Origin of the sequence: Noviherbaspirillum pedocola (assembly GCF_016632335.1) — a bacterium.
GTDB classification, from domain to species: Bacteria; Pseudomonadota; Gammaproteobacteria; order Burkholderiales; family Burkholderiaceae_D; genus Noviherbaspirillum_A; species Noviherbaspirillum_A pedocola.
This window is the reverse complement of the sequence record NZ_JAEPBG010000006.1, coordinates 180,609-204,215: the sequence shown is the minus strand read 5'-3', so window position 1 is coordinate 204,215 and position 23,607 is coordinate 180,609. Positions and strand designations below refer to the sequence as shown.

Here is a 23,607-nt window from a genome sequence, read left to right as displayed (position 1 = left end):
CGATGTGCGTCGGAAGACACACCGCGATGCACATCAGAACGCACACCGGGACACACATCAAAATAAGCCCGGGTTTCGTTGCCATAAGTAAATAGTACAAGGTTTCCGGAGCTGTTACGTGAACAGCGACGTTGCTATTTCTATTAGGAACTATATATGCGAGATACCACCATAGTCGGGATTGACGTCGGCCGAAGCGCAGTCAAAGCTTTCGCTTACGCTGAGGGTGAGAAATTCCCTTTGGTTTTTCCCAGTCTGGTAGCGCCTGCTATCGCTGCTTTAGATGAGGAGTCCGCTCACCAACTGGAGCCGGAGACCGTCACGATAAAGAGCGGACGATTCTATACCGGCGAAGCTGCCCGCTTGTACGGCGGCGCCGAGCACGCTTCAGGGCTGACTTCGGACTGGGTTCACAACGACGATTACGAAATATTGCTGCGCTCAGCCATCAAAAGGTTCGGCGCGATGGGCGTACCCGGGCTCGACAGTGCTTATCTAGTTGTCGGCACACCTTCCGATTTGTTTGCCGCAGAAAGAACCAGCCTCGAGAAGCGTACTGCCGATATCTGCGGCCTCGAAACGCGTTCGCTATCGCAACCGCTCGGCGTGTATCTAAGCCACGTACTATCTGAGATCGGCACTCCGGTAATTGACCGGCATCGCGATGAAAACGGACGGCGTACAAGTTATGCGGTAGTCGAAGTTGGCGAATTCGATACCGGCTTTATGATCGTGAAAGAAGGCGTTCATCAAGTGGGCCGGGATGATATTGGCCCCGGCATTTCGGAAGCAGTGAGAAATCTTCAAATCGCGTTGCGCGCGAGAAAACATCGTTTGAGCCTCGTTGAATGTAATGAGGCTTTGCGCACCCGCCAAATAAAGGTATTTGGTCAGTACGAAGACATTACCAATGATGTGCTGACTGCAATAGCTCCTGTGATCAATAAGATCGTTTCCAAAGCGACTATGGTTATTGGAAATGATGCCAAGTCGATAGATGGAATCTTGCTCGCTGGCGGCGGCGCGTATGCCACGTACCACCCTCTACGCGATATCTGGAATCATGTCGTGATACTTGAAAATCCGCGAATGTCCGTTGCGGAAGGTTACCTTCGCTACGCGAAAAGCGTGATGCTGAAGAGAATGCGACAACACTCCGGCAATGAAATGGGTACGAATAATGCCGAAGCAAAATCATGATCTCGGACGCCGGTTACATCTGCAGATCCAGGAAAAATATTGCCCTGGCTTGATCGCCTTTTTGGATCGCGTCCCCAACGGCGAGGTGAACGCATTTATTCGCAACGTGCTACTGCACTGGTTCGAAGTTCACGAAGGGCGTGGCGACCTCGAGCAGGCGATTGAAAAAATGCTGTTGTTTGGGACGCTGCGCATCGCAAGGGAACATCTGGATGTTGAGAATAATATGGTCGATACCTATTTTGAACGTATCTCGCCAACTTCCCGACCACAGCCATTCTCTGTGCAATCAACCTCGCCAATTACAACTCCTGCGCAGGCAACACAGCACTCACCAAATCCTCCGTCGTCAGAGCCTGCAGTGTCTTCATTTGTAAGACCTGTTGCTTTGGAAAACACACGGGCAACTACGCGAAATGAAGTTATTTCCTCCGTAGAAAAAGATGCCATTCTTTTCGATCCAGATGATCTTCTCAACGGAAGTTTGTGAATAGCGTGCGTATATTCTTCCGGAGGCAAATTGGACGATAGTAGAACGGCTTCCCGCCGATATCTTCACCTTCTTATTCGTGACGACACCTGTCCTCAGCTTATAGCAGCTATGGGCCTGGTGCCGCAGGCAGATGAAAAGGCTTTCGTACGCGCGGTGTTGTCGCAGTGGTTTTCCTCTCATACCAATGAGGCCGATATCGCCGCAGCGGTTCATGCGCTCGTATCTCTGCAGCGCAAGGCCGAGAGCGCAAATAGGCCGCTCGACACAAGTGCCATTGGTAACGCAGATTCAGGCATCGACTGCTCCCAGGACACGTATAGGCTCGATACCACTGCACATCAGGCGGGGGGAACCCCACGGTGATTAGCGCCGTCGCTGGTCACGATCTCGGGGAACTGTTTATCGACGTCAGCGGCCTACGCTTGCGCGGATGGACGCCGCGTATGATCCGCAACTTGCTGGGTACCCCAGACAATTGCGGCTGGGCGCCTGGTCAGACAGCGAGCCAGCATCCAAGCCTTTATGCGATTGCGCGGGTGATGCATGCCGAGAATACCGATTGGCGTTTTCTTGCTGAGCGCGATCTGACAGCAACGTGTTCATCCCGGTTACACCGCGCGAAGGGTAGGGCGCGGGAAAAGCTTTGCAACGTTGTCGAAGAAATCGCTTTGCCGGTCCTGGTTGAACCGCTTGAAGACCTGCTTGAAGCAGCGCGTCTGATGCAAAATTTTGATGCAAAGTGGCGTTTGTTGTCCGAAGAGCGGGTTGCGCTCGAAATGTTGTCCGCTAAATTGGCCTCACTTGCTTGGCAGCTTGATATGTACCGCGGCCAGGCAGGTATCCGGAGCGCTCGAACTTTGCTCGCACAGAAAATCCAGGCGCACATCATTAACCGGTACCCATCGCTTTCTGCAGCTGCGACGAACGCGGACGAATGTGCTGGGGCTGGAACGAAAGGACAGCAGCATGAAAACGCAATTCGAAGTGAACAACGCGACCCTGATCGGCACTGACTTCGCCCGTGCCGACCGCCAGAAATGCCTGCGCAAGATCGGCCGCCCGCTGCCGATGCAAAATGCGGAAATCGCACCCGGCATTCGCGCCAATGCGGTCTTCGGCGTGGACGTAAGCGGCAGCGATGCACGCTCCGTCAAAGCCCAGCTCGCGGGTCGGTTCAGCTGGCGCGCGGCCTGGTGGAATCTGCATGCCGCTGTCCATCGCATCGCGAACCGTCATGCCACGCAGGAAGCCGCAATGTACACGTTCCACCGCCGCCATCAGGAAATGCACCTGTTCTGGAGGGAAACGATGGAAGACACGCACGAGGCCTGTGACACGATCATCCGCTCGGGCCTGCGCGCCGGGATTGCAACGATGCTCGCGCAGCATCGGCGGAAAGCCCATCGCGATTGATCGCTACTTGACCCGCTCGCCATAAGGCGCAGCGGTACATTGGATCTAAGCGGCGCCCCCGTGGCGCCGTTTTCTTTTTCCGATCATTCCATGAAACGCCTGTTCGCCGGCGCCGTCCTCGCGGCAACCCATTTCTGCGCATTCTCTTACGACTGCTTCGATGCGGCCGGTCTCTACCAACATGTCCACCCGGGTATCCTGCGCGCGATCTCGATCCGCGAGAACGTGCGCTGCGACGGCACGGTCCGGCGCAACAGCAACGGCAGCATTGACGTCGGCTGCATGCAGATCAACTCGGCGCACTTCGAGGAATTGGCGAAGTACGGCATTCCGCCCGAGGCCCTCCAAAACCAGTGCGCCAACATTTTCATCGGCGCATGGCATTACGCGGTCATGGTGAAGAAGTACGGAAATACGTGGACAGCGGTAGGTGCCTACCATAGCGAGACCCCGGAGAAGAGGGACCGCTATGCGGCCGAGGTCAGGCAGATCTACGAAAAATATCAGCCCTGGCTGGACCCTCGGCCTTAGCGGCAGTCCATTACTCTGCCGTAGCGGATGCGCCCGCGGGCAGAGGCTGGCTGGAGCGGTAATAGCCGAAGCGCTCGGCGAGAATGCCGGCGACGTCTCCAGCCGGATTCGGCAGCGTGAACCTTCCCCCGTAACCCGAGAGCACTGCCGGATTTTCCGGCCGGGACGCTGCGCCGTCGGCGCCGAGCAATTGCACCGCACGCCCGGTGCGCGGATGCTGGATCTTGCCATTGACGCGAAACGGCTGGTCGACGTATACGGCACCTTCGATGCTGCAGTCTTGCCTGCATCCGGGTGGTGTGACTTCAAGCGCGATCCGGTACCGGCCGCCACCGATGGCCGCGCCGGAAAAATTTGCAGGCAGCAGGCGCAGCGCGACTAAGTCGGATACGTCGGGGTGATTGCCGTCCGCAACCTGATATAGCATGTCGCCGGCCGGGCTCGCCCGTTTGGCGACGTGGATGGCGCTACCCGTTATCTGCAGTGTACCTGGTGCCGGCATCCCAACGATTTGATCAAAGTAGCGCTCGGCGTAGGCGACTGCTGCGGCGTGCACTGTCTCGAGCCCCTGCGCTCGCGCCCGCACTTGGAGGTCGACTGCTGCGTCGAAGTCGGATTGCGCACGGACCACGGCATATCCCGTGGCAAGCACGAGCGCCAGGCTGAACTCGAGCAGCAGCCAACCGGATTGCAGCGCGGGCCGGTGAAAGCGGAGGGTCGATTGCAACGGCACGTCACGCCTACTTGCTGATTACGAAAAGGACCGTGTTGTTGTCCGAACGGCAGTTCGCGCCGAGCAAATCCATTTTCAGCTGGCTATCGAGCCCCTTGACGACAATGCCGTTGACGGTCATCAGGCGCACCCCGGCGTCGATCCGCGGCAACACCTTTTGACACATGGCCTGGGTGTAATTCGTTTCGGTAAACGTCACGCCGTCGTTCTGCGCGGTGACCGTCGTCGGGGCGGCGGTGATGGTGCCGTGGTTCAGGTTATGGACCTGGTTGCCGCTGACCATCGACGGCGGAAAGACGCCGAACTGCCGCAGCACATCGGTGGAGACGTTGCTGAAGTCGGGTTGGGTGCTGTACTGCGACATCGTTTCACTGATGAACTTGAAAGTGTTTTCGATCTCGTTTTTGACCATTCCACTATCGCGATCGCTTAGAAATCCCGAGATCGCGTAATAGGCCATTCCGCCAACGATGACCATTACAAATCCGAGTTCAAGCAGGGTATATCCCGCCTGGCGGCGACGGGTCCGGGTCAATGGGTGAATCATGGCGTGCTCCTTGTCGTGAGTGCAGGGGTTGTCGGTCAAGTTGGGCATGGTCAGTAGCTCAGAGCGTCGGTGCGCTCTTGTACGATCTGGCTTACGTTCCGCGAGATCATCGTGTTGCCTCCATAGAAATACGCCAGTACCGCGACAGCGACTAGCAGCGCGGCCACGGTCAGCCGGGAGCCGCTGCGTTCCACGCTGGCATGCACGTACACCAGGCCGTCAGTGCCAAGCCGGGTGAGGCCTTCGGAAAAGTCGCCGCGCGAGCGCTCCGCGTAGGTAACCAGACGCAGATGGATGTCGGGCGCGAACAGCCCGGTGTCGAACGCTGCGGCATAGTCGTCGGGCCTTGCCTGCAGGTTGTCGCGGATTTGGCCGATATGCCATGCCAGCCAAGGCGTTGCCTTTTCTTCGAGAATCGCAAGCGCCTCGCTGATACCAACCCTGGCCTTGGTCAGCCGCGCGAGCGCCGTCAGAAAGCTCGTGCCGACAAAATCGCGATAAAGGCTGTAGGGCAGATGACGGTCGAACCTTTTGCGCAGCGAGCCGCGCCACAGAGAGAACGACTTGAAGAACGCGTAGGCGCCGGCCGGAGCCATTGCGGCGAGGAGGACGCCATGGGTACGAAGCAGCATCGAAAAGGCATAGAGGCTTCGCCCCCACCGTCCCCATTCCGACGGCGGTGCGATGGCTTCGTACTGCGGAATGAAAAAAAGCGCGATCAGAATCGGAAAGGCGATGATGACCGGCGCGGCCATCGCAGGTCCGGCCAGCGCCTTGCGCAGAATGGCAAACATCATCCTGCCGCGAGTGATGCTTGTTGCCAGTGAGCGCAGATCGTCAGCGCGGTTACGGTCGTCCTGCGCATGGTCGTTGGCCGCCAGGGAAACCATGTCGCCGGAAGGCACGATCGGCTCGAGCACGTGGCTAAGCCTGCCTTCTTTCTCATTCAGGCGCAGTAGCATGGTGTCGTAAATCAGACGCATGCCGGATAGACCCTGGGCGACACAGAAGTCGCGTCGCTGGGCGAAGAACAACGTGATGCTCTCGTTGTCGTCGATGGCCTCGGCCAGATCGATATAGAACGATTCGCGCCGGGCATTGAAGCCGCGCCGCGCCCGACTGAAAGCCATGTGGTGCATGAGCCGTTTCATAGCGCGCGCTTCCTGCGTTCGCCAAAGCGTTTTGGCGGCGGAATATCGTAGGTGTCGTACAGGCCGAAGCGCTCGACGATGGACGGATCGATCAGTCCCTGCAGCGCCTTGTAGAAAGCATGCTGAAATGCCGTCTTGCCGGTCATATCCGGGGTGTCGAAGCGGCCGTCCCAGGTGCCGAGCCAGTATTCTTCCGCGCCGAAATCTTCCCCTTTTCGGATCATGGACAGGAGTTTGCGATCTGGCTTGATCATCTCGGCGACGACTTCCTGTCGGCTGGTACCGCGGCCGTGGCAATCGGCGCAGTCATCGTCGCGATTGCGGAAATGCATGCCGGAGACGTCGACATCGAAGCGCTTGCCTACAGCCGCATATCGGTCTTGTATCGCTGCAGACATGGCTGACAAAGGCAGTTTGCAGCAGGGGCACAATATTGGCACCAGCGACTGATACAGCAAAAGGTTCAGGATGCGCGGTGCGGTAAGCGAATGCAGCGATAGCCCGACCATCGGATCAGATAGCCGCTGCAGGATGCCGATGCCACTGTGGGCGTGCAGCGTCCCGATGGCGAGGCACCCGACCTCGGCCGCAGTGATGGCTCCCACGCCGCTCGCCTTGTCCCGGATCTCGCCCAGCGACAGTACGTTCGGGTTGCCCCGTAGCCAGTTGGCGATCGCGCTGGTGTAGTTCGCCAGGCGCTCGGCATCGTCGCCGACCCGGCCGCCAATGACGCCGTGCGATACGCCATCCTGGATGTACTCGACTGGGTCATCGAGGTTGACGAGCTTTTTCTTGGCGCGTTCCGGCAGGTGCCGTAGGCACGTTCGCGCCGTGGTGGTCTTGCCGGAATTCGGAATTCCGGCAATCACGATCAAGCCATGCATCTGCACGAGCGACTGTTCCAGCAGGTGGACCTGCGACGGCGCATAGCCCAGCTCGGCGAACGTATAGTCCGGTGCGGCGGCGCCGTCCAGGGTAAAGCGGGCGATGAAGTCGAACCCGTTGGCCAGCGGGTTCTGGTTGCAGCGCATTTTTACCGTCACCGGGCCGGATTGATAGGTGACGGTGCTCGACAGGTACTGATTCGTGCTGAAGTGCGCGGAGTTGTTGGATTTCTTGTCGATCATCTTCAGGAACGCGTACGCGATGGTGCTGGTCGCGATCGACGCCACCATTTCGCCGTCCTGGGCGTTGCGCATCGGTTCCAGTTCGCCATGCACGCGGAATCTGAGGCGGGCCAGGTTGCCGTGTACCTCAACATGCAAGTCCGTGGCCTGTTCTGCCAGCCCGTATTCCAGCCATGACTGAAAGCGCGCGCGGTACTCGTTGTTCTGGTCCTCGGACAAGCGCAGCAGTTCGGCCTTTCCGGTTTCTTTTTTCTGCTTCGAAAGCTCCAGCACCAGGTCGGGTGTAGCCCAGTACGCGGTCTGTAGCTCGATCGGGCTTCCGGCGAGTTTGTCGCGGATTTCGATGAATAGGTTGCGCGCCGCGGCGGTGCCGAGAAGATCCGAGCTCATGATGACCGACGCTGTTTGCGCTTCGCGGATGACGACAACCTTTTCCGCGTCGCTCTTGGCGAGCAGCACCATTACGCCGGATCGCTTCTCCGTGCCGCTGATGATGGAGTCGTGGCGTGGTAGCTCGGAAGTACGATGGCTGACCTTAACCCGCGCGAACGCCGCCGCTCTGTCGAGGATGGGCGACGTCGAGGTGGTGCCGGCGGCCTTCGCATTCACAAGGACCGGCACCATGGCTTTCTGCCGTCGCGCAGCGCGGCGCAACTTTTCAACGAGACGCATCATCGCGGGCGCCGGATTCAATGCGCCGCTTTGGCGGGTGTGGCACCTTCGCGCGGCGCCGCCGGCGGCGTGGGTTTGCCCGGATGCTTCAGGCGCAGCACGATTATGTGTTCGATCGCCATTTTGCCGTCGACCGGTTTGAGCTTGACCTTGTCGGCTCCGATCTTGACGACGCGCCACTTCTCAAAAAGCACCTCGCCTTCGCCCTTGGTTGCGCGCTGGCCGTTCATTTCGAACTCGGCGACCGTTCCGGCGTCGGTTGCGTGTATGTCGCGCAGACCGATTGCGTGGTCGGAAGCGGGTTCTTTCTGGTCAGCGTCGGTCGCAGCGGGCGAGGGCGCCGCCGCCGGTAGCGCCGGCGTTTTGTATTTGGCGAGTTCCTGGCGCTTCTTCGCCAAAGCCAGTTCGGCATCCAGCGCGATGATCTCGTTGTTCATGCGGGCCAGATCCGCATTCGTCATCGCCTGTGCGCGTATCGACAGTGTCGCAGTCAGCAGCAGCATCGTGATGCTCACGCTAGTTCTTGACATAGTAGGTTCCCTTCAGGGAGAAGCGAGCTTCTTCTACGGCGCCGGACACCTCGACCAGCAATTCGTCAACGGCTATGTTTGGGTCGAGGTGGTAGAGGGTGTCCTGCAGCAAACCGAGCGGCGCTTTCATCGTGAGAACGCCACGCGCGACGGTGATGCGCGGTGGTATCTGCGAGGCCATCAAATCCGGGGGAAGCCCGACGAGCTGCGGAATTTGAAAAGTCATTTCGATGTGTTCGCCGGCCAGATCTTCCTGCCAGCTATGAAGGCGGCCCATGTAGGCGGAGTTTTCCGGAAGGGCTGTGCGACGCAATGCGGAGCGGACGGTGTCGAGATGCCGCTTGCTGGTGAGAATTTTGCCGTCCGTGACGACATGCGTCTGCCCGTCCAGCGCCTCGCGCATTGCGCCTTCGGTCGTTCCGGGAAGACGCTCCCAGGTATCCACCGCAGTGTCAACCCGGAACAGCATTGACTTCTCGCGCCATCCGGCCACGACGATCTCGCGCGGCGCGACGGGCATCCACCAGTCTTCGAACGCGGCTTTGCCATCGAAGCCTGCAGTACGCAGGATGCCGTTGAGGTTTTCCGTGTAAGCGTTGATCGGATCAATCGCCAGGATGCGGGCTTCGTCCTCGGCAATATGGCGCAGGCGCACCTTGTTCGCCTCGTTTAGACCAATGCCAGCCAGTACTAGGGTTGCGATAGTCGCGATGGTCTTCAGCGAACGGGTGTCGGTGAACGTGGTCGCCATGGCGCCCGATGTCCCGCCCTCGACGAGATTTTCCAAATCCAGCGGGGTGACACCGCCCAACTCGGCGCAGTGGCCATGCAGAGCGAAGTGGGCCTGCGTTTCAGCCTGAAGCGATGCAATGCGCGCCTCGACCTGTTGCGACTGAACTTCGCATTCAAGATACGGCAGGCCATCGACGATGGCGATCAGACGATAGCCGCCCGCAGCGCCCGGCCAAAGGTAAATGCCGTGCTCCTCTTGTCCCAGGTGTCGCGCGAACAGGATCGCCGCGCAAGGAACGCTGCTGCGCCTGTCCTTCGCGTTGCTGGCAGGGCGGGGCGCGACGCCAACGGCAACTACCCCAGATCGCGCATAACGGGCCTTGAAGCGCGCGCGCACTTTGCGTCCCAGCTCGAGTGTCTTGGCGAACTCGGTCTGACCCTGTAGCACGCGGCTCCATTGCGCTCCGAAGAGGAGAACATCGGTGCCGGCAGGAATGAGGGCGGCAGTCATTTCACCGTCCCGCTCGCGAGGCTACGCAATCATTTGGCACAGCCGTTTGCGATGAAAAATCTGGCGTGGCGGATGCACAAACGAGCCTTTGCAGCGCCGCGATCGCGTCCTGGATGTCGGTGATGCGGCTTTCGATGCGCTGCCGGTCGGCCTCGATGTCGCCAGCGTCGGGCTCGCCGGCCGGGATCGCCACGCTGTCGTTTGCGTCCTCAGAAGGAACGCTCAACGCCTGGCTTAACGCAATTGGCACTTCATCACGCGACGGCATACCGTTCTGGCGCACCGAGGCATGCGCCTGTGCCGCCATCATCATCCACGCCAGCAATACCATGATCCGTGTCATCGAACACCACACCCTTGAATTTCGCTACGGAAATATATTTTCCTTGGCATGGCCGGACCGCGGATTAGAAAACCTGCGGCAATTTAGGTGGCTTTCGGACGCGGGGATGATGCGGTGTTGTCGGGGATTGCGGGGATGGGTGGATCTGCGGTCATGTGGAGATGCGTCCCTCGCAAAAGCGAAGGACGCGGATGCAGCAAATCAGCGGTGATACGGTTGCAGCACCATGTCGCGCGCTGCCATGAAATAGAACTCGGTACCCGGCTTGCGGGAGAGGGTCGGCGCGATTTCCTTGTTGCGTGCCATGACTGCCTTGACCGTTTCATTAAGGGCTTGTCCCGCGATCGTGCCGCCGTTCTGGATGCCGCCAAGGCCACCGACGGTGGAAGTGATGGTGCGGTCCGAGGACGGAAGCAGGTACGACGCCGCGCCGATGATGAGCGAGGTCCCGAAAATCTTGAAGAAATGGTTGTTGACGTCGGCTTCCAGGCCGGATTGTCCCATCGGGTCGGTGCCGTTCGCACCTGCCAGCGAGATCCACGTACCGTCCGGCCGGATAAGGCGGTTGACTGCAACGAGCACGCGCTCCTGCCCGGGAATGATCTGGGAGTTGTATTTCCCAACAAACCGGCTGCCCTTGGGGATAAGCACAGCGCCGTTGCCGCGGCTGTCGTACACGTCATAGGACACCATGGCAGTGATGTCGCCCGGCAGGTCGCTGTTGATGCCGGTCAAAAGCACTGCCTGGATGGGTGTGCCCTGGTCGATCACATACGTCGCGGTGGGTGACTGCTGACGCAACACCTGAAGCGGCTCGCCCGACGCGGCGCGCTGCTGGTCCATGAATTCCTGATCGTAGCCTTGCGGAGTGCCGCCGGGAGGCATACCGCCATGACCGCCATAGCCCGCCGGCATGGCCCCGTAACCACCGCCGCCCATCGCGCCACCGGCCGCATAGGCATTGTTACCGTAGCCTGCGGCTGCATATCCCGGCGCGCGCGCGGGCATTTCCGGGCCGCGTGCGGAGGGGTCTGCCGCAGCCTGCGCGCTGGCCATGGCCTGCAATTGCGAGCGCAGCGCGCTTTGGCGTGCCGACACGCTGACTTCCTGGCTGGAAGCTGGGGTGTTTCCGTCGACTGTGCGCACTTGGCCGCCCGGAGTTTCAAGCGGCGCGGCATTGATTTCTTCATCCCTCTTGCGCGCTTCCTCTATTGCCTTTGCCGCAGCCTGCCGGTCGGCGTCGCTGGCTGCGGGAGGAGCGGCCGTGACGTGTGTCGGTTGCGCTACAGGATGCTCGGGGGGGGCTTCTGGCTTGGGCTTCGGCCGTGCGTCGCGCGTCATTTGGTCGATCAAAGCGCTGACGTTGGTCTTTTGCTGCAGCGCGTTGACTTCGTCCTTGCTCTTGTCCTTGACCTTCGAACCGGGAGCGGGCGCCCAAATCCACCATATAAAGAGGGCGATGGCCAAGATGGGGATGATCAGATTTTTCAGGTTCTTATAGGCATCGCGCGGAGTCTTGGAGGTCTTGAGCGGTTCCTCCTCGACGCGCATTTGCTGCGCATCCGCGGCGCGGCGCGAGTCATCGAGTTCGCGCTCACGCTCGGCGTCCTCCGCTTCGCGCCGGCGCTTGGCGATCTCCTCTTGCTCCGAGGCGCGCGCACCGTCTTGTTCTTGTCGACGTGCCAGCTTCTCGAAAGGATCTTCTTGATCGAATTCGTTAGTAGACATCCCGGCTCCTGTTGACTGGCGCAGCGACCTTGCTGGCGACGCCGCGCTTCGTCACCCGCACTTCATCATTGCCGATCTTTAGCAGCAATGCGTCTGCAACGCGCTCGACCACGATGAAATTGCCCTTCTGACGAAAGGCCACGAGCGATGGCTTATTTTCCGCATCGAGCAGGAACACGGCTGGCATGGCTTGTGTGGCGGGCATTCGCAGGTAGGTAAACTTGCCGTCGTTGGAGACTTCCTCCGGCTTGAAGGGCGCAGTACCAACAATGTCGTAGTTGTAGTCCAGCGCCGTGACGTCGACGGACGGCTGAATAATCTGACTGGCCAGGCGGCTCTTTTCCGCGCTCGCAGCAGCGGTCGATTCGTCGTTGAGAAGCTTTAGCTGCCTCTCGCTGTCTGGATAGCTGAACGAAACCTGTTGATAAACGGCGCCACGCTCAATCGAATTCAGCTCGAATTCGTAGGTTCGCTTGTTCGTGATCACCGTCATCGTCGTAGTGATGTCCGGTCGCGATGGTTTTATGAACAGGTCGTTCGCGGTGAACGCAACACGCCACTGGATCGTATCGCCGAGCACAGGCGCATATTTGAGCTTTTCGCCTTCCTCGAGCTTGATGTGCGCGTGCTTTTTGACGGTCGCGTTGACCTTGAAAATGATGTTCGGATCGTAGGTGTAGGTCCGAATCCGTTCTTCGCTGGGCGCGGCAATCGATTCCGCGGCGGGATCTGCGCGCCGGACCGACTTCGGGGCGGCATGCGCAGCAGTGACGAGCAGCGCGGCGATGGCTAGGGTCAGGGCACGTTTCATTTCAGCGATTCCTCGCTCAGGGAGAAGGACTTGATGTATAGGCCAGCCGGGTTGCGCATCAGAGTATTCCGGTCGGTGGGTTTGATGCGCGTGAAGGTCGCCGTAAGCGCGTAGCTCACGGTCTGCGGCGTCGAGTTGGGGCGCCGTGTCGTGGCCTTAAAGCGAAGCAGCAGGACGTTGTCCGAGATGAAGTTCGCGCTGCTGTATTCGTAAGTGCGAATCAGGCCAGGGGAATCGCGCAGAAGTACCATCGGGTTGTCGCGCTGGCGCAGATCGCGCAGCTGGTCCGTTGCCATGCCGATCGTCATTTCAACGGCGCGGCGGGTAGTGTCCTCGATCGTGGCGGCGTTGATGTCGAACACCGCCTCGGCCCAGGAATTGACGAAATACGCGATCATTTCCTGATCCGGTGCCCAGGACGCCACGGCCTGTCCGTCAGTGACGACCCTGCCGCCTTCGACCTTCCAGACCGGGATCGTTTCGATGGTTTTGAGCGGCATGAGCCGGAAGAGCGCACCCCCCTGCAGAGCAATCACGCCTGCAAGGAAAACAACCGCATACAGCAGGCGCTTTTTCCCGGTGCGTTCGGTGGCCAGAAGGTCGAAATAGATCCGACTGGTCTCATCTGCCAACTCGCCGGGCGCAAAATCGGGCGGCTGCTTCGCTTTGGATTTGGAGGTCTTCATGAAACAAATTGTCCTAATGCGCACTTGTGTAACCGATACGAATGCGCCGGTTTAACTGCGAGGATTCGGGCACTGGGATAAGACAGAAGCCTCTTCGCGAAAACGCATTGCGGTACAAAAAACCGGCTTCGCCGCCGGTTGTTTGCAACGCAGGCTGGCACTGGGCCGGACCACCTATGGCATCAAAGCGCTGCCCGCAGGGGCCGGCGATGCGCCCTTTCCGTCGGCGCCGTCGGCAAGCGTTGCGGGCGCGACAGGGGGTTTGTGCGCAACCATGCGGCGTGGGCCTTTTTGTGCAATCTTCCTTTTCGCATGAGCGGCACGCACGGTGCCGACCTGCGCTGGCGGTCCAAGCTTCTGTAACGCTATGCGCAATTCATTGAGCTGCGTCTGAAGCGACTCGAGCATCTTGAGATACCGCTCGCGTGCATCTGCGTCGTTGGCCAGCACCTTCATATCCTCGCCCGGCAGGCTGTTCAACGCGCCGGACAGCACCGGCTTGGAGATGAGATCGCTTCGCCCGGAAGCAGGGGCCATCGAAGGACTTACGTGGCTGCCGGCACGCGAGCCGGGCACCGGGAGGCCGAGCGCACGCGCGATCGTAGCGGTGCGGTCGCCTTGCGACACGGTGAACTGGTTCGGCGTACGGTCAAGGACGATATAGGAGCCGGTCGTGGTGTAGCTGACCGGATTGCCCTCGGCGTCGGAGATACGCGGCGTCGTTTGGCTCGCGCTTTGCATCTGCAGGACGGTCTTTCCATCCATCTCGAACACCTGCGCTACGCCGACCCGATTTCGGTCGACATTTTCGCTTCTGTAGGAAGCGAAATTCAGCGCGTCGCCGACGATGGAATGCGGCGGAGCGTTGCCGAAGGATGCGCAGCCGCCAAGAAGCGCCATGCCAATTACGCCTGTGAGCTTGAGAGGTAATTTCATCATCGTTCCATAACAGGGATTTGCCGATTCGCTACGGCGTATTCGTACCCTTGGCCATCGAGGCGATCTGCTGTGCACTGACGCCAGTTCCGCCTCCACCGCCGCCAGCGCCTGCACCGCCGGCGCCTGCACCGGCACCGGCACCGCCGGCGCCAGCACCACGGCTGCCGCCAGAACCGCGCAGTCCGTTGACGCCTTGCTTGACCAAGGCTCCGCCTGCGTTGTTGACGGGCTGGGTGGTTTTCGCCAGGTCGGCCGCCATTCTCGGGGTCGGCGATCTGGCACCAAAGCTGCCTGGGACTAATGCCTGCGCAATTCCTGGGACTTGCCCGAGGATCGCGTTGAAGGTGAGTACGATCAACCCGATAAGTCCGAGCGTGGCCGCAACCGGCGTGCCCGTCGCCAACGAATCGATCTGTAGGCTAAGAAACAGGCCAGACGTGACCTGCACTACGACGCGCGTCACGCCGGTCACCATGGCCGACGCAATAATGAAATGCAGCCATGTCGTGAAGAAGTTGCGCGTCCACGGGGTGACAAGGCCGGCGATGAAGATGGGGCCGAAGGCCACGCCGATCGCAAACAGGAACGGCCCAAGGATGATGAGCCCGAAAACTTCGGCCAGCCCGGTGACGATGACAAACAGAACGGCAATGGCGATCAGGAAGCCCCCCATCCAGTCCACGACCGCGATTGCCGCCGTGCTCCAACTGCCCGCGCTGATCGCAGCGATGATTGCCTTCGTTCCCTGGGCAAACGTGACTTCAATCATCCGGAGTGCGCCGGTGTAAAACCCGACAAGGCCCGCGACCGGATCGCTGCCCCCTGAGGAGAGCACATCAAGGAATCCGCGGAACATATCCATGTAGCCGCTAAAGCCGTTGATAAGCAGGGCCGCGACGATACAGGGAACGCAGACGTCGAAAAGCACGCTCTTTATCGAGCCGCCGGTGTCGCCGAGCATGTAGACGAACTGCACCATCAGGTAGAACAGTGCCAGTGCGCCACCGATCTCCAGCGCGGTCGCCACCAATCCGTTCGCGAGCCCCATGCCCGAGGTGTACATCGAATCGGTCGCTGCGTTAGTGAACTTGGTCGCGGCAACTGTGGCAATCTTTTCAATTTGCGAAAAGAACGCGCCCGAATCTTGCACTGTTGAGTCGACGGCCGCCGTGAGCTTCGCCCCGGAAGTCGCAGTGTCCCAAATAGATATCGCAGTCGAGAGGGCAGATGCATGCGCCTGTGCGGCGGCGAATGCCACCGTCAGCGTAAAAAGTAGCTTGATGAACAGGCGCATGTTGCAGTCCTCTTTCGACAATTAATGCAGGGCGTTTGCTGAATTCAGCAACTCTTGCTGCCGCTGGCGGTACATATCCTGCGAGAACTGGTCAGCCTGGATCTGGTCGTTCTTCTGTGCGGCGTCGTCCGCGGCCTTGTCGCTGAGTGTGGACGTAACCTGCTGAAGCTGGCCGGAGATCATGTCCAGCTGCGCTGAAGTGACTTGCGTGATCTGCATCATCGACTGGTTCGTTCCCGCATCCTGCGCCTTCTGCAACAGGGTTTGCCGACGTGCCGACACACGCTGGATTTCCTGCTGCACGTTCTGGAATTGCCCGAGCATCGAACTCACTCGCGAGCTATTCACCCCGTTGCGGTTGTTCAGGAAGTTCTGCCAAGTGAAATTGCTGGCGCCGTATTGCGACTGCAGGTTGGTATAGAGCTGCTGCGCTGATTGCACGGTGCCGTAAAGCTCCGACGCGGTCTGCGCCAGTTGTTGGTATAGCGCCAGCTCATCGGACAGTCCGGCCGCATTGGCGAGCCCCTGCATAGTCGACAGGCTCTGGATCATCGTCATGGTCTGCTGCGTGTTCTGGATCAGGTCCTCGTAGGTATTCCATTCGGTTAGGATCTGATTCGTTGCCGTGATTGCGTTCTCGATCCAGTTTGTCGGGTCGAAAACGATCCAGGCATTCGCGGTTGTCGGTATTAGGCTCAGGCCAAGTGCCGCGGCAAGAGCAGCGGCGGAAAACATCTTTTTGAAGCGTGCCGGCATGTTCATTTTTTATCTCCCTTGATCACTGCATAGCGACTGCGGCGAGATACTGCTGTTGCCAATCGGGCTCACCGCTGGCCCTGAACTTTTCATAAAGCTCGAGCACCTTCGGCTCCGATCGAAGGTACGCCAGACATTGTGGATTCAGATGCGTCTGCAGCACGCGTGAATTGCGCCCCTGAATCAGCAGGTAATCGCGCTGCGGCTTCAAATTGGCGATCATGTCGACCTGGTGGTTTTCAAGCCCGAACATCTTCGTGTATACCCCGCGATGCGACTCGATTTTCTGGTTCACGCCAAAAAGCATCGACGGAACGTTGTCGAGCAGAGTCGCAGCCATGGTCGAGTCGGTGATGGACTCGGGGCTTTGCAGCGTCAGCCATATAAAGGCGTTCTTCTTCCGGAAGGTCTTGAGCCAGTCATCGATCATCGACGCGAACTTGCCATCCGCAAGCAGGAACGATGCTTCCTCCAGATAAATGAGCGTAGGCCGTCCGTCCAGGGATTCGTAGATCTTGCGGAACGCGTAGTCGAGGAAGGCACGGTTCAGCCGCTCGACCTGCATAATTTCGCGCATCTCGATCGTGGTCCAGGAATTCAACGAGAAGTCGTCGACTTCCGTGTCGAACATCCCGTAGGGCGCTCCTTCCTTCCACTCAGCCAGCTCCTGCTTCAGCCGCGCTGATCCGAGGGCGAGTACAAATCTGCTCAAGCGCAGCGGTCGCTTGTTTACCGCGTAGCCCGCTTCCAGGTCATTCAATGCCTCATCGATCGCACGACGATCCTCGGCGGTGGCAACGAAATTTCCCTCTTCGAGACGGCGCAGGATGAATTCACGAACCCAGTGCTTACCGTCCGGCTGATCGGACATCATCGCGAAAAAGGGGTTGAACTTCGCGCGCTTGGCCTTGATGTCGATATGGGTACCGCCATGCAGTTCAGTCGTGATCATGCATGACTTGTTACGGTCAAAAATGAATGTGTTGCAATTCGGGTATCGTTGGAAAAAGCTTGCTGCGAGGTTGACGAACGTCGTCTTGCCACCGCCGGTGGGCATGACGATAAGCATGTGCCCAACCTGCCCGACGTGCGATGCAAAATTCGTCCTGCCGCCATAGCAGTTTGTGAAAACGCCGAGGGCCGGAACCGGACGTTGGTAGAGGTCTTTCGAAAAGAACGGGTGGTGCTCCGGGCCCGGCAGCATCGTCCACAGCGGGCTGCAGTCGGCCACGTTCGCTACGGACAGCGCCTCGTAACGTGTCTGCTGCGACCACTGAGCGGGAAGCATCGAAAAGAACGATGGCGCGAGGTTCTTACTCTCTCGCACTGACGTGAAGGCGAGCAGAGCGAGTTGCTCAGACGCCGTAAGAACGTCTTCTTCAAGCTGTTTGAGACTGCCTGCGGAAACAAACACCGTGCACGAGTGGTAGACGTAATTGGTGTTGGTGGATTCGATTTCTTCCTTTGCCGCCTCGCATTGCGCCAAGAGAGCGGCCTTGCCGGCGGACGGCGCGGTTTCCTCGTGCTTGGCCTTGGCAATCATGTGCGCGATCATCGGGTACTGCGTCAGGCGGTAATATTCAATAGCCTTGTTGATCTCGGCGCGGCTGCGCACCCGACCGAGGAAGCGCACGATCTGGCAGATCGTCAGTTCGATGGGCGCTTTCAGGAGGGATTCGAAAAATCGTGGTGTGGTCTCTTCAGGCCACGTCTTCAGGCCAAGCGCTGCAACATAGGTCGTCTGCCGATTGCATTTAAATCGCATCACGTCTTCGCCGGTCTCGATCTCATCGGTCGGAAGCCAGGAATCGATCATGGCGCGCATCGGCTTGGCACGATGCATCGGAGAGCGGGCTCGGTTGAGCAGGGCGGAGAGAGCATCGGTGAATCCGTCGCCCTGCAACGGGATAAGGCGCAGCGGCGCCGCTGACCGGAATCCCTGAAGGATGCGCGTCAGCGAGATCACGTGTTCGTCCATGCTCTGCATGTCGCGCGTGAGCGCGGCACGAGTCGATAGCGATTCCTTCAAGGCGTGCATGATGGCCGCCCCAATGGCCTTTCCTGAGGCCTGCAGTGCGCCAACCCGGTCAAAAAACTTGTCCGATCCTTTCGGCGGGGTATAGAGGATGTACAGCTGATACCGAATCTTAAATGTTTTGCCGCTGGTGAATTGCTTGCTGTACTCCCGGTCTACAGCGACGGATGCCGGATTTTCCGACTCGGTAAAGGAGTAAGTCGGATCGCGGCGCTTATCGACGATCCACCACGCAGTGACGCGATCGTCGAACTGGTTGTACGCATTTTCGAGCATCTCGGTCGCCTTATCGGCTTCCTCGGCGGATACCGATTCCGGATCGAGGCCTTCATATTCGAACCCGGCGAGAAGGGAGCCGTCTTTGCACAGGATGACGTTCGGGCGCAAAAAGGTCAGCCACGGCGCGACCTCCTGGGTCGGGTGTTCGGCTTCGGGTTCACGGAATCGGAGAGGCAGCATGTTGACTTCCTATATGCGCAAATTGCGGCCCATGCCCTCGGGACGCTCGAAGGGGGCCGGCAGCTTTTCTCTTGCGTGCGGCTGGTATCGATCGGCGAGTTGCTCGTACTTGGCGGCGATTTCGAAATACCGATGGTCCTTGCGGAACAGGTACGCCACGATCATGTGCGTGAGCACGAGCAGGATGATCACGGGAATTACATATTTCCAGCCGATAGAGGAGCCGAGCCAAAAGACGATCAGCGCGCCCGGCCCCCATATCGTCCCGCGGGCTTTGGTCGTCATGCCTGATGACAGGCGTGGCGCTCTCAGCGCCTGGTTGACGTAAGTACGGCGCATTTACATGCCGGTGCAGGTAACCGTCAGGCCGCTCTGGGTGATGATGGTCACCGCCAGCACGATGATGCCGCACACGACGCCGACCTTGATGACCATGTCGTGCAGCTTGGCCACGCCGAAGATGTGCTCGATGCCCCACATCATGATCACGAGCAGCACGGCGGCGCCGACGATGTCATGGAAATACTTCGCCAGGTAGCAAAACATGTTCGTGCCGTTGCCGCCGGTCTGCGCGAAGGCCAATTCCGGCATCATGGCTGTCATCACCACAAGAGCCAGTAGCGCGTACTTCGCGTACCAGGGATTTTGCTGCGGGTTCTCGATGCGCTCCATTGCGTGCTCCATTACGTTGAGGTACTGCTGTCGGGGAATCAAGCTGCTCTTGCTGCCGCGGGTAGTACCACTTCTGCAGCAGGCGGGTGCGGCTGGCCGCGCTGCTGCATTCCTTTCCCGAGGCCGGCTCTCGACCGACTTCGGGCGAACTCTTATTCGAGGTTTTCGTACAGGTATTGACCGTCCTTCGCGCCCTTGACGAGGAGGATTTCTTCCACTCGCCGCTGAATCACCACCTCGCCGTCGACTTCACGCAAATTGCGCCCGGCGAAGATCACGACATGGACGGCGCCGGCGATATTGCGCACCATCGAATCGGTACTGATCGATGCCCCGGCCGGAATGCTTTGCTGGTAAAGCATTCCGAGCGATTCCAGCGCATCGCGTCCGCTGTTGGCGTGCAGGGTCGATATCGATCCGGGGTGACCCGAGGAGAAGGCGCGGATCAAATCGAACGTGTCGCCGCCGCGCGTCTCGCCGAGCACCAGACGGTCGGGGCGCATGCGCATGGCATGCTTCACCAGGTCTTGCGCATACAGGCCGGTATCCGGATTGGTGACCATCGTCACGAAGTTATCGACGGTCACATGCAACTCGCGGACATCTTCAATCAGGACAATCCGTTCATAGGACGGGACCTTGCTCAGCAGCGCATTAGTGAGCGTGGTTTTGCCCGAGCCTGTTGCTCCGGCGATGATGCAGTTCTTGCGCTCATGGACGATCAGTTCGATCAACTTGTCGGCTTGTCGCGCGGTCAATGCGCCGCGCCTCATCAGATCTTCCAGGGTGGGGCGCTTTGACTTGTCCTGGTGCTTGCGAATGCTCATGAAATAGCCATCTGGCGAAACGCCTTCAACTGCGGCAGCTACGCGGAAGTCGCTGAATGAGCCGTTCACAAGGGCGGACTTGTCGCCACTTTTGGATTCGCGTTTCGTCAGATCTGCGATGGCGCGAATGGCCATCTTCACCGCATCCTGCGTGATGATGGCGCCTTTGGCATGCATCCTCCCCGCGGCTTCGACGAAAACCAAGCCGCCTGGGTTGATCATGATCTCAGTGACGTCAGGATCATCGAGGAACGGGCGGATCGGTCCCAGATCGTGAGCCAGTTCGTCGTAGATGTACTGTTGATTGTCCATTGCATGCTGCGAAGCCTGATGAATGGAGAAATTGTGGGGGTCACCTATGCACGCTTTGGATTGAATGCAATGCCAAAACCGCACCGTTTTATTGACGTGCCCGACCTATCGCAACTGGCAAATATGAGCGCGAAATCTCGGACAAACTGTCCAAAGTCGCGGCGCGTAACTCATTGATTTTTAGAGATGTGGAGATGGTCGTAGCGAAAACGTGATGCACTTTTCCTATGTATTCATCAAATGAGTTGTTGGTGTGCGAGCATTTGCTACGCCGCTTTCCGCAAGAAAGATGCTTGGCTTGGCGGTCTTGACCGATCCCAGGAATAGGGTCTTTCTGGCACGGGTCATGCCGACGAACATTAGCCGGCGCTCTTCCTCGATGCCGGTGTCCTTGCTCGGGAAGACGCCTTCTTCCAGGCCGATAATGAATACGCCGTCGTATTCCAATCCCTTGGAGCCATGTGCAGTGATCAGGTCTACCGGCGTGACGTGCGCGGCGTCGTCAGCTTTCTTTTCGTCGCCCTTTTTGTCCCGTGTCTTTGAGGACCGCTCGGCCAGCCCGACGCTCTTTAGGCGCTCCTCGAGGCTCTCGCCCCGTGTGGCATATAGCGCGTGCCCCTTGTACAGGTTCTGCGCCTGATAGGGCTTGCGAAGGTGATCTTCCAACCATTCGCGCACGCTCAGATTGAGCATGCTGTATCCGGCAATCTTGTTGAGCTTTTGCCACGCTGCATGACGTTTGGCGAAGGAGCGCCAGATCTCCAGCCCTTTGGCGGAGACGTCGGCGTCCGCGAAATCTCCAGCCGCACCAATGTAGATGTTCTCGCCTACCTTGCGGTGAATCGCCGCGAGGTCTTCTTCGCCCGCGCCAGCCCACGACAGGACTTCGTCGACATCGGTTGCGGTGGGCTGGATCACTGTGCGTAGCGCTGCGCCATAGACCTGCACCTCAGGCAGGTTGAAGATGGACGAGCCATCCGAGCGGCGGTGCGGAATCTTTTGTTGGATCAGTTCGGCCTGCACTTCATCGAGGCGGCGGTTGGTACGGGCAATGATGGCGAAGGTTGCGCCGCGCTCGATATGTTCCTTTGCTTCCTTGGCCGCGGCGCCAGCTTCTGCGAACGTGTCTTCATAGGATGCCCACCCAACACTGCCGCCAGGTCCCTTGGCCGCGACCAGCGACTTTTCAATCCGCTCGGTATTGACGCGGATGAGATGGGACGCCGAGCCAAGAATCTCTGCATGACAGCGATAGTTGGTGTCGAGCAGGATGCGTTGGGCCTGGAACATTGTTTCGAACTGACGCAGACCATCGAAGCCCAGCGCATCGCGGAATGAATAGATCGATTGGTCATCGTCACCAACGACCGTGACCGCCACACCCGCTTTCGCATGCGCGGCAGCCCACGAAAAGCCCATGCGGTCGGTGTCCTGGAATTCATCGATCATCAGGTAGTCCACCGGAAGCGGGGACATCGACCCGTCGGCCAGCGCGTCATTGGTCAGCAGGATGATGTCCTGCAGATCGATCTTTCCTGCGCGCTGGAGCAGTTCGCGGTACATCGCCACCATTTCGACGTGGGAGGGCTCCATCGTCGCCGTCGCCTTGGTTGCCTTTGCGACTTCGATAATGCGCATGGCTTCATCGAGCTGCATGCCAGTAACATTGGCTGCGTTCATGGCGCGTATCACATAGCCGCGCCGGTCGCCCTCATCGATAATCTTCCATGGCGTTGAGAAGGGCGACTTCATGTCCTTCAGGATCGCGCTGCCGAATTCGGATTGGCGGCGTGTTGGAAACGCCATGAGCAGGTCTATGGAGTGGAAGGTGCCTACCAACAGGCGCGACTGGCAACCGGCGCCAGCTTCCTTGACGATGCGCTCGCGCAGCTCCATTGCGGCATCGCGCGTGAAGGTGGCTGCAGCGACCCTTGCGCCTTCACGTAAAAAAAGCGCCGCTTTCGCGGCGACGGTCTTGGTCTTGCCTGAACCGGGGCAGGCGATGACCAGTGTGTGGCGCCGGGACAGCGCGGCAGCGCGCTGCTCCGGGTTCAGGCCGGCTAGTGGATCTGAGTCGATCAAGCGGCCTCCGCTTGGGCTCCTTCCGACACCAGTGCAGCAGCACTTCCAGCCGGCGCCGCGCTCTTGACGGCCGTGCCCTTGCGGTACATGCCGTTGATGGAGCTGCGGATAAAGTTGAACAGTTTCTGGAACTGGCGCTTACAGCGCAGCTCGATGTCCTGCACGTAGGTGTCTTCGATGTGGCCGTTCCAGTACATCGCCTGCACCTTTTGCAGCAGCGCGTCGTAGCGCATGAACAGGCCGACAGCTTTCAAGCCGGAGCGGGTACGGATCTGCACTTCATGCTCGGCGGCTGCGCCGATGTAGTCGGGCTTGACGAAGCCGGTGGCCGTCGAGGCGACCTCGTACTGAATCTTGATCGCTTCTTCTTCCGACACCAGTTCCTGGCTGATGCTTTCGAGCATGTCTTCGATCTTTTCGACGATCTTCGCCGCAGCCGCTTCGCCGACGAAGATTTCGCCGCGCCGGCCGATCACATAGATGCCGTTCTCGATACTGGAGAAATAGCGCTGGAATGAGCTGCCGATCACGCGCTCGTTGAGGACCACTGTTTTCAGCACCGATGCGACGCCGCTGTGGCGCCGCTCGAGGTCGCGCTTGCCGCGCTGGCGCTGTTTCTGGGCGCGGGCCCGGAAGGCTTCGACCTGTTCTGCGGAAGGAACGTCCGCGTCCACGGCGGCGACGACACCATCTTCGCTGCTGGCAAAGCCTTGCTGTACCTCGCGCACTTCGGCCAATGCCGCTTCAGCATCGGTCTTGGTAAATTGGGAAACACTGGCGTTCACGGTGGCTCCGTCGATTGAGTGAAAGAGCCCTTATGCTGCCGTCGACGCTCGCTGGTACTGCTATAAAAGCGTGGCGTTTTCTGAGCCGATTTCTGCCACCCGTTCACCCAACCACGCATTTCCCTACGGCATACACTTGCTTCGCGTTAATCGGATGACAAATCCCTGCACTTTTAACGCACGATTCTGTTACATGGAAAAACTCGGATACTTAATATTGAGCCTCAGAGAAATCTTC

At 59.2% G+C, this 23,607-nt stretch carries 24 protein-coding genes; 5 read left to right on the top strand and 19 right to left on the bottom strand.

The annotated features are described in order from the left end of the window. Positions 1 to 156 precede the first annotated feature (156 nt). The 5 genes from JJB74_RS15835 (at position 157) to JJB74_RS15815 (ending at position 3,637) form a co-directional block, all read left to right on the top strand. Positions 157 to 1,200 carry a ParM/StbA family protein gene (locus tag JJB74_RS15835; protein ID WP_200593193.1) on the top strand — a complete coding sequence of 348 codons (1,044 nt, stop codon included), beginning with the start codon at positions 157 to 159 and terminating at the stop codon, positions 1,198 to 1,200. Next, positions 1,181 to 1,690, top strand: coding sequence for a hypothetical protein (locus JJB74_RS15830; RefSeq protein ID WP_200593191.1), 510 nt, complete (start codon positions 1,181 to 1,183; stop codon positions 1,688 to 1,690). Before JJB74_RS15835 ends, JJB74_RS15830 begins: the two co-directional genes overlap by 20 nt. A gap of 362 nt (positions 1,691 to 2,052) precedes the next feature. Further along, entirely contained in the window at positions 2,053 to 2,706 is a 654-nt protein-coding gene (locus tag JJB74_RS15825; RefSeq protein WP_200593189.1) for a hypothetical protein, read from the top strand. Next, entirely contained in the window at positions 2,678 to 3,106 is a 429-nt protein-coding gene (locus JJB74_RS15820) for a hypothetical protein (RefSeq protein WP_200593187.1), read from the top strand. The genes JJB74_RS15825 and JJB74_RS15820 overlap by 29 nt, the downstream gene beginning before the upstream one ends. Positions 3,107 to 3,196: 90 nt before the next feature. Further along, positions 3,197 to 3,637 (top strand): lytic transglycosylase domain-containing protein, encoded by a 441-nt coding sequence (locus JJB74_RS15815; protein ID WP_200593185.1) that lies wholly within the window; start codon positions 3,197 to 3,199, stop codon positions 3,635 to 3,637. Positions 3,638 to 3,647: 10 nt separating this feature from the next. Here the strand turns inward: JJB74_RS15815 and JJB74_RS15810 are convergent, their stop codons facing one another. The 19 genes from JJB74_RS15810 to JJB74_RS15725 all read right to left on the bottom strand — a co-directional run bounded on the left by JJB74_RS15810 (position 3,648) and on the right by JJB74_RS15725 (position 23,369). Then, positions 3,648 to 4,364: a hypothetical protein gene (locus JJB74_RS15810; RefSeq protein WP_200593183.1), complete on the bottom strand. Its 717-nt coding sequence runs from the start codon at positions 4,362 to 4,364 to the stop codon at positions 3,648 to 3,650. 13 nt (positions 4,365 to 4,377) lie between these two features. Continuing rightward, positions 4,378 to 4,965 carry a type 4 pilus major pilin gene (locus JJB74_RS15805; protein WP_200593181.1) on the bottom strand — a complete coding sequence of 196 codons (588 nt, stop codon included), beginning with the start codon at positions 4,963 to 4,965 and terminating at the stop codon, positions 4,378 to 4,380. A 2-nt stretch (positions 4,966 to 4,967) separates the two neighbouring features. Continuing rightward, the gene (locus JJB74_RS15800) at positions 4,968 to 6,068 is read right to left on the bottom strand and encodes a hypothetical protein (RefSeq protein ID WP_200593178.1); all 1,101 of its coding nucleotides are present in this window, start codon (positions 6,066 to 6,068) and stop codon (positions 4,968 to 4,970) included. Continuing rightward, a complete protein-coding gene (locus JJB74_RS15795; protein WP_234484235.1) occupies positions 6,065 to 7,585 on the bottom strand; it encodes an ATPase, T2SS/T4P/T4SS family in 1,521 nt (506 codons plus the stop codon). Before JJB74_RS15795 ends, JJB74_RS15800 begins: the two co-directional genes overlap by 4 nt. A 299-nt stretch (positions 7,586 to 7,884) precedes the next feature. Beyond that, complete coding sequence (pilP, locus tag JJB74_RS33280; protein WP_234484211.1) at positions 7,885 to 8,370, bottom strand: type IV pilus biogenesis protein PilP; 486 nt, start codon at positions 8,368 to 8,370, stop codon at positions 7,885 to 7,887. Between the two features lie 13 nt (positions 8,371 to 8,383). Continuing rightward, on the bottom strand, positions 8,384 to 9,640 hold the full coding sequence (locus JJB74_RS15790) for a hypothetical protein (RefSeq protein WP_200593172.1): 1,257 nt from the start codon (positions 9,638 to 9,640) through the stop codon (positions 8,384 to 8,386). Position 9,641: 1 nt separating this feature from the next. Then, on the bottom strand, positions 9,642 to 9,983 hold the full coding sequence (locus JJB74_RS15785) for a hypothetical protein (RefSeq protein WP_200593170.1): 342 nt from the start codon (positions 9,981 to 9,983) through the stop codon (positions 9,642 to 9,644). Positions 9,984 to 10,184: 201 nt separating this feature from the next. Next, positions 10,185 to 11,711, bottom strand: a complete 1,527-nt coding sequence (locus tag JJB74_RS15780; protein ID WP_200593167.1) for a TrbI/VirB10 family protein — start codon at positions 11,709 to 11,711, stop codon at positions 10,185 to 10,187. Then, positions 11,701 to 12,522: a TrbG/VirB9 family P-type conjugative transfer protein gene (locus tag JJB74_RS15775; RefSeq protein ID WP_200593164.1), complete on the bottom strand. Its 822-nt coding sequence runs from the start codon at positions 12,520 to 12,522 to the stop codon at positions 11,701 to 11,703. The genes JJB74_RS15780 and JJB74_RS15775 overlap by 11 nt, the downstream gene beginning before the upstream one ends. Continuing rightward, on the bottom strand, positions 12,519 to 13,208 hold the full coding sequence (locus JJB74_RS15770; RefSeq protein WP_200593161.1) for a type IV secretion system protein: 690 nt from the start codon (positions 13,206 to 13,208) through the stop codon (positions 12,519 to 12,521). The genes JJB74_RS15775 and JJB74_RS15770 overlap by 4 nt, the downstream gene beginning before the upstream one ends. Before the next feature lie 174 nt (positions 13,209 to 13,382). Next, entirely contained in the window at positions 13,383 to 14,147 is a 765-nt protein-coding gene (locus JJB74_RS15765) for a hypothetical protein (RefSeq protein ID WP_234484210.1), read from the bottom strand. Between the two features lie 28 nt (positions 14,148 to 14,175). Further along, entirely contained in the window at positions 14,176 to 15,441 is a 1,266-nt protein-coding gene (locus JJB74_RS15760; RefSeq protein WP_200593155.1) for a type IV secretion system protein, read from the bottom strand. A 21-nt stretch (positions 15,442 to 15,462) separates the two neighbouring features. Beyond that, on the bottom strand, positions 15,463 to 16,203 hold the full coding sequence (locus JJB74_RS15755; protein WP_200593152.1) for a hypothetical protein: 741 nt from the start codon (positions 16,201 to 16,203) through the stop codon (positions 15,463 to 15,465). Positions 16,204 to 16,219: 16 nt separating this feature from the next. Continuing rightward, on the bottom strand, positions 16,220 to 18,691 hold the full coding sequence (locus JJB74_RS15750) for a VirB4 family type IV secretion system protein (protein WP_200593149.1): 2,472 nt from the start codon (positions 18,689 to 18,691) through the stop codon (positions 16,220 to 16,222). A gap of 9 nt (positions 18,692 to 18,700) precedes the next feature. Then, entirely contained in the window at positions 18,701 to 19,030 is a 330-nt protein-coding gene (locus tag JJB74_RS15745) for a hypothetical protein (protein WP_200593147.1), read from the bottom strand. Continuing rightward, the gene (locus tag JJB74_RS15740) at positions 19,031 to 19,363 is read right to left on the bottom strand and encodes a TrbC/VirB2 family protein (RefSeq protein ID WP_200593144.1); all 333 of its coding nucleotides are present in this window, start codon (positions 19,361 to 19,363) and stop codon (positions 19,031 to 19,033) included. It abuts the gene before it with no gap. A 152-nt stretch (positions 19,364 to 19,515) separates the two neighbouring features. Further along, a complete protein-coding gene (locus tag JJB74_RS15735) occupies positions 19,516 to 20,586 on the bottom strand; it encodes a CpaF family protein (protein ID WP_200593141.1) in 1,071 nt (356 codons plus the stop codon). 141 nt (positions 20,587 to 20,727) lie between these two features. Beyond that, positions 20,728 to 22,584 (bottom strand): ATP-dependent helicase, encoded by a 1,857-nt coding sequence (locus JJB74_RS15730; RefSeq protein ID WP_200593138.1) that lies wholly within the window; start codon positions 22,582 to 22,584, stop codon positions 20,728 to 20,730. Beyond that, positions 22,581 to 23,369 carry a hypothetical protein gene (locus tag JJB74_RS15725; RefSeq protein ID WP_200593135.1) on the bottom strand — a complete coding sequence of 263 codons (789 nt, stop codon included), beginning with the start codon at positions 23,367 to 23,369 and terminating at the stop codon, positions 22,581 to 22,583. Before JJB74_RS15725 ends, JJB74_RS15730 begins: the two co-directional genes overlap by 4 nt. Positions 23,370 to 23,607: the final 238 nt, after the last annotated feature.

Excerpts from the sequence above, each read along its gene's own strand:
- JJB74_RS15835 (WP_200593193.1), top strand. The coding sequence starts at position 157 with ATGCGAGATACCACCATAGTCGGGATTGACGTCGGCCGAAGCGCAGTC.
- JJB74_RS15830 (WP_200593191.1), top strand. The coding sequence starts at position 1,181 with ATGCCGAAGCAAAATCATGATCTCGGACGCCGGTTACATCTGCAGATC.
- JJB74_RS15815 (WP_200593185.1), top strand. The coding sequence starts at position 3,197 with ATGAAACGCCTGTTCGCCGGCGCCGTCCTCGCGGCAACCCATTTCTGC.
- JJB74_RS15805 (WP_200593181.1), bottom strand. The coding sequence starts at position 4,965 with ATGCCCAACTTGACCGACAACCCCTGCACTCACGACAAGGAGCACGCC.
- JJB74_RS15800 (WP_200593178.1), bottom strand. The coding sequence starts at position 6,068 with ATGAAACGGCTCATGCACCACATGGCTTTCAGTCGGGCGCGGCGCGGC.
- JJB74_RS15795 (WP_234484235.1), bottom strand. The coding sequence starts at position 7,585 with ATGAGCTCGGATCTTCTCGGCACCGCCGCGGCGCGCAACCTATTCATC.
- pilP (WP_234484211.1), bottom strand. The coding sequence starts at position 8,370 with ATGCTGCTGCTGACTGCGACACTGTCGATACGCGCACAGGCGATGACG.
- JJB74_RS15790 (WP_200593172.1), bottom strand. The coding sequence starts at position 9,640 with ATGACTGCCGCCCTCATTCCTGCCGGCACCGATGTTCTCCTCTTCGGA.
- JJB74_RS15785 (WP_200593170.1), bottom strand. The coding sequence starts at position 9,983 with ATGACACGGATCATGGTATTGCTGGCGTGGATGATGATGGCGGCACAG.
- JJB74_RS15780 (WP_200593167.1), bottom strand. The coding sequence starts at position 11,711 with ATGTCTACTAACGAATTCGATCAAGAAGATCCTTTCGAGAAGCTGGCA.
- JJB74_RS15775 (WP_200593164.1), bottom strand. The coding sequence starts at position 12,522 with ATGAAACGTGCCCTGACCCTAGCCATCGCCGCGCTGCTCGTCACTGCT.
- JJB74_RS15770 (WP_200593161.1), bottom strand. The coding sequence starts at position 13,208 with ATGAAGACCTCCAAATCCAAAGCGAAGCAGCCGCCCGATTTTGCGCCC.
- JJB74_RS15765 (WP_234484210.1), bottom strand. The coding sequence starts at position 14,147 with ATGATGAAATTACCTCTCAAGCTCACAGGCGTAATTGGCATGGCGCTT.
- JJB74_RS15760 (WP_200593155.1), bottom strand. The coding sequence starts at position 15,441 with ATGCGCCTGTTCATCAAGCTACTTTTTACGCTGACGGTGGCATTCGCC.
- JJB74_RS15755 (WP_200593152.1), bottom strand. The coding sequence starts at position 16,203 with ATGAACATGCCGGCACGCTTCAAAAAGATGTTTTCCGCCGCTGCTCTT.
- JJB74_RS15750 (WP_200593149.1), bottom strand. The coding sequence starts at position 18,691 with ATGCTGCCTCTCCGATTCCGTGAACCCGAAGCCGAACACCCGACCCAG.
- JJB74_RS15745 (WP_200593147.1), bottom strand. The coding sequence starts at position 19,030 with ATGCGCCGTACTTACGTCAACCAGGCGCTGAGAGCGCCACGCCTGTCA.
- JJB74_RS15740 (WP_200593144.1), bottom strand. The coding sequence starts at position 19,363 with ATGGAGCGCATCGAGAACCCGCAGCAAAATCCCTGGTACGCGAAGTAC.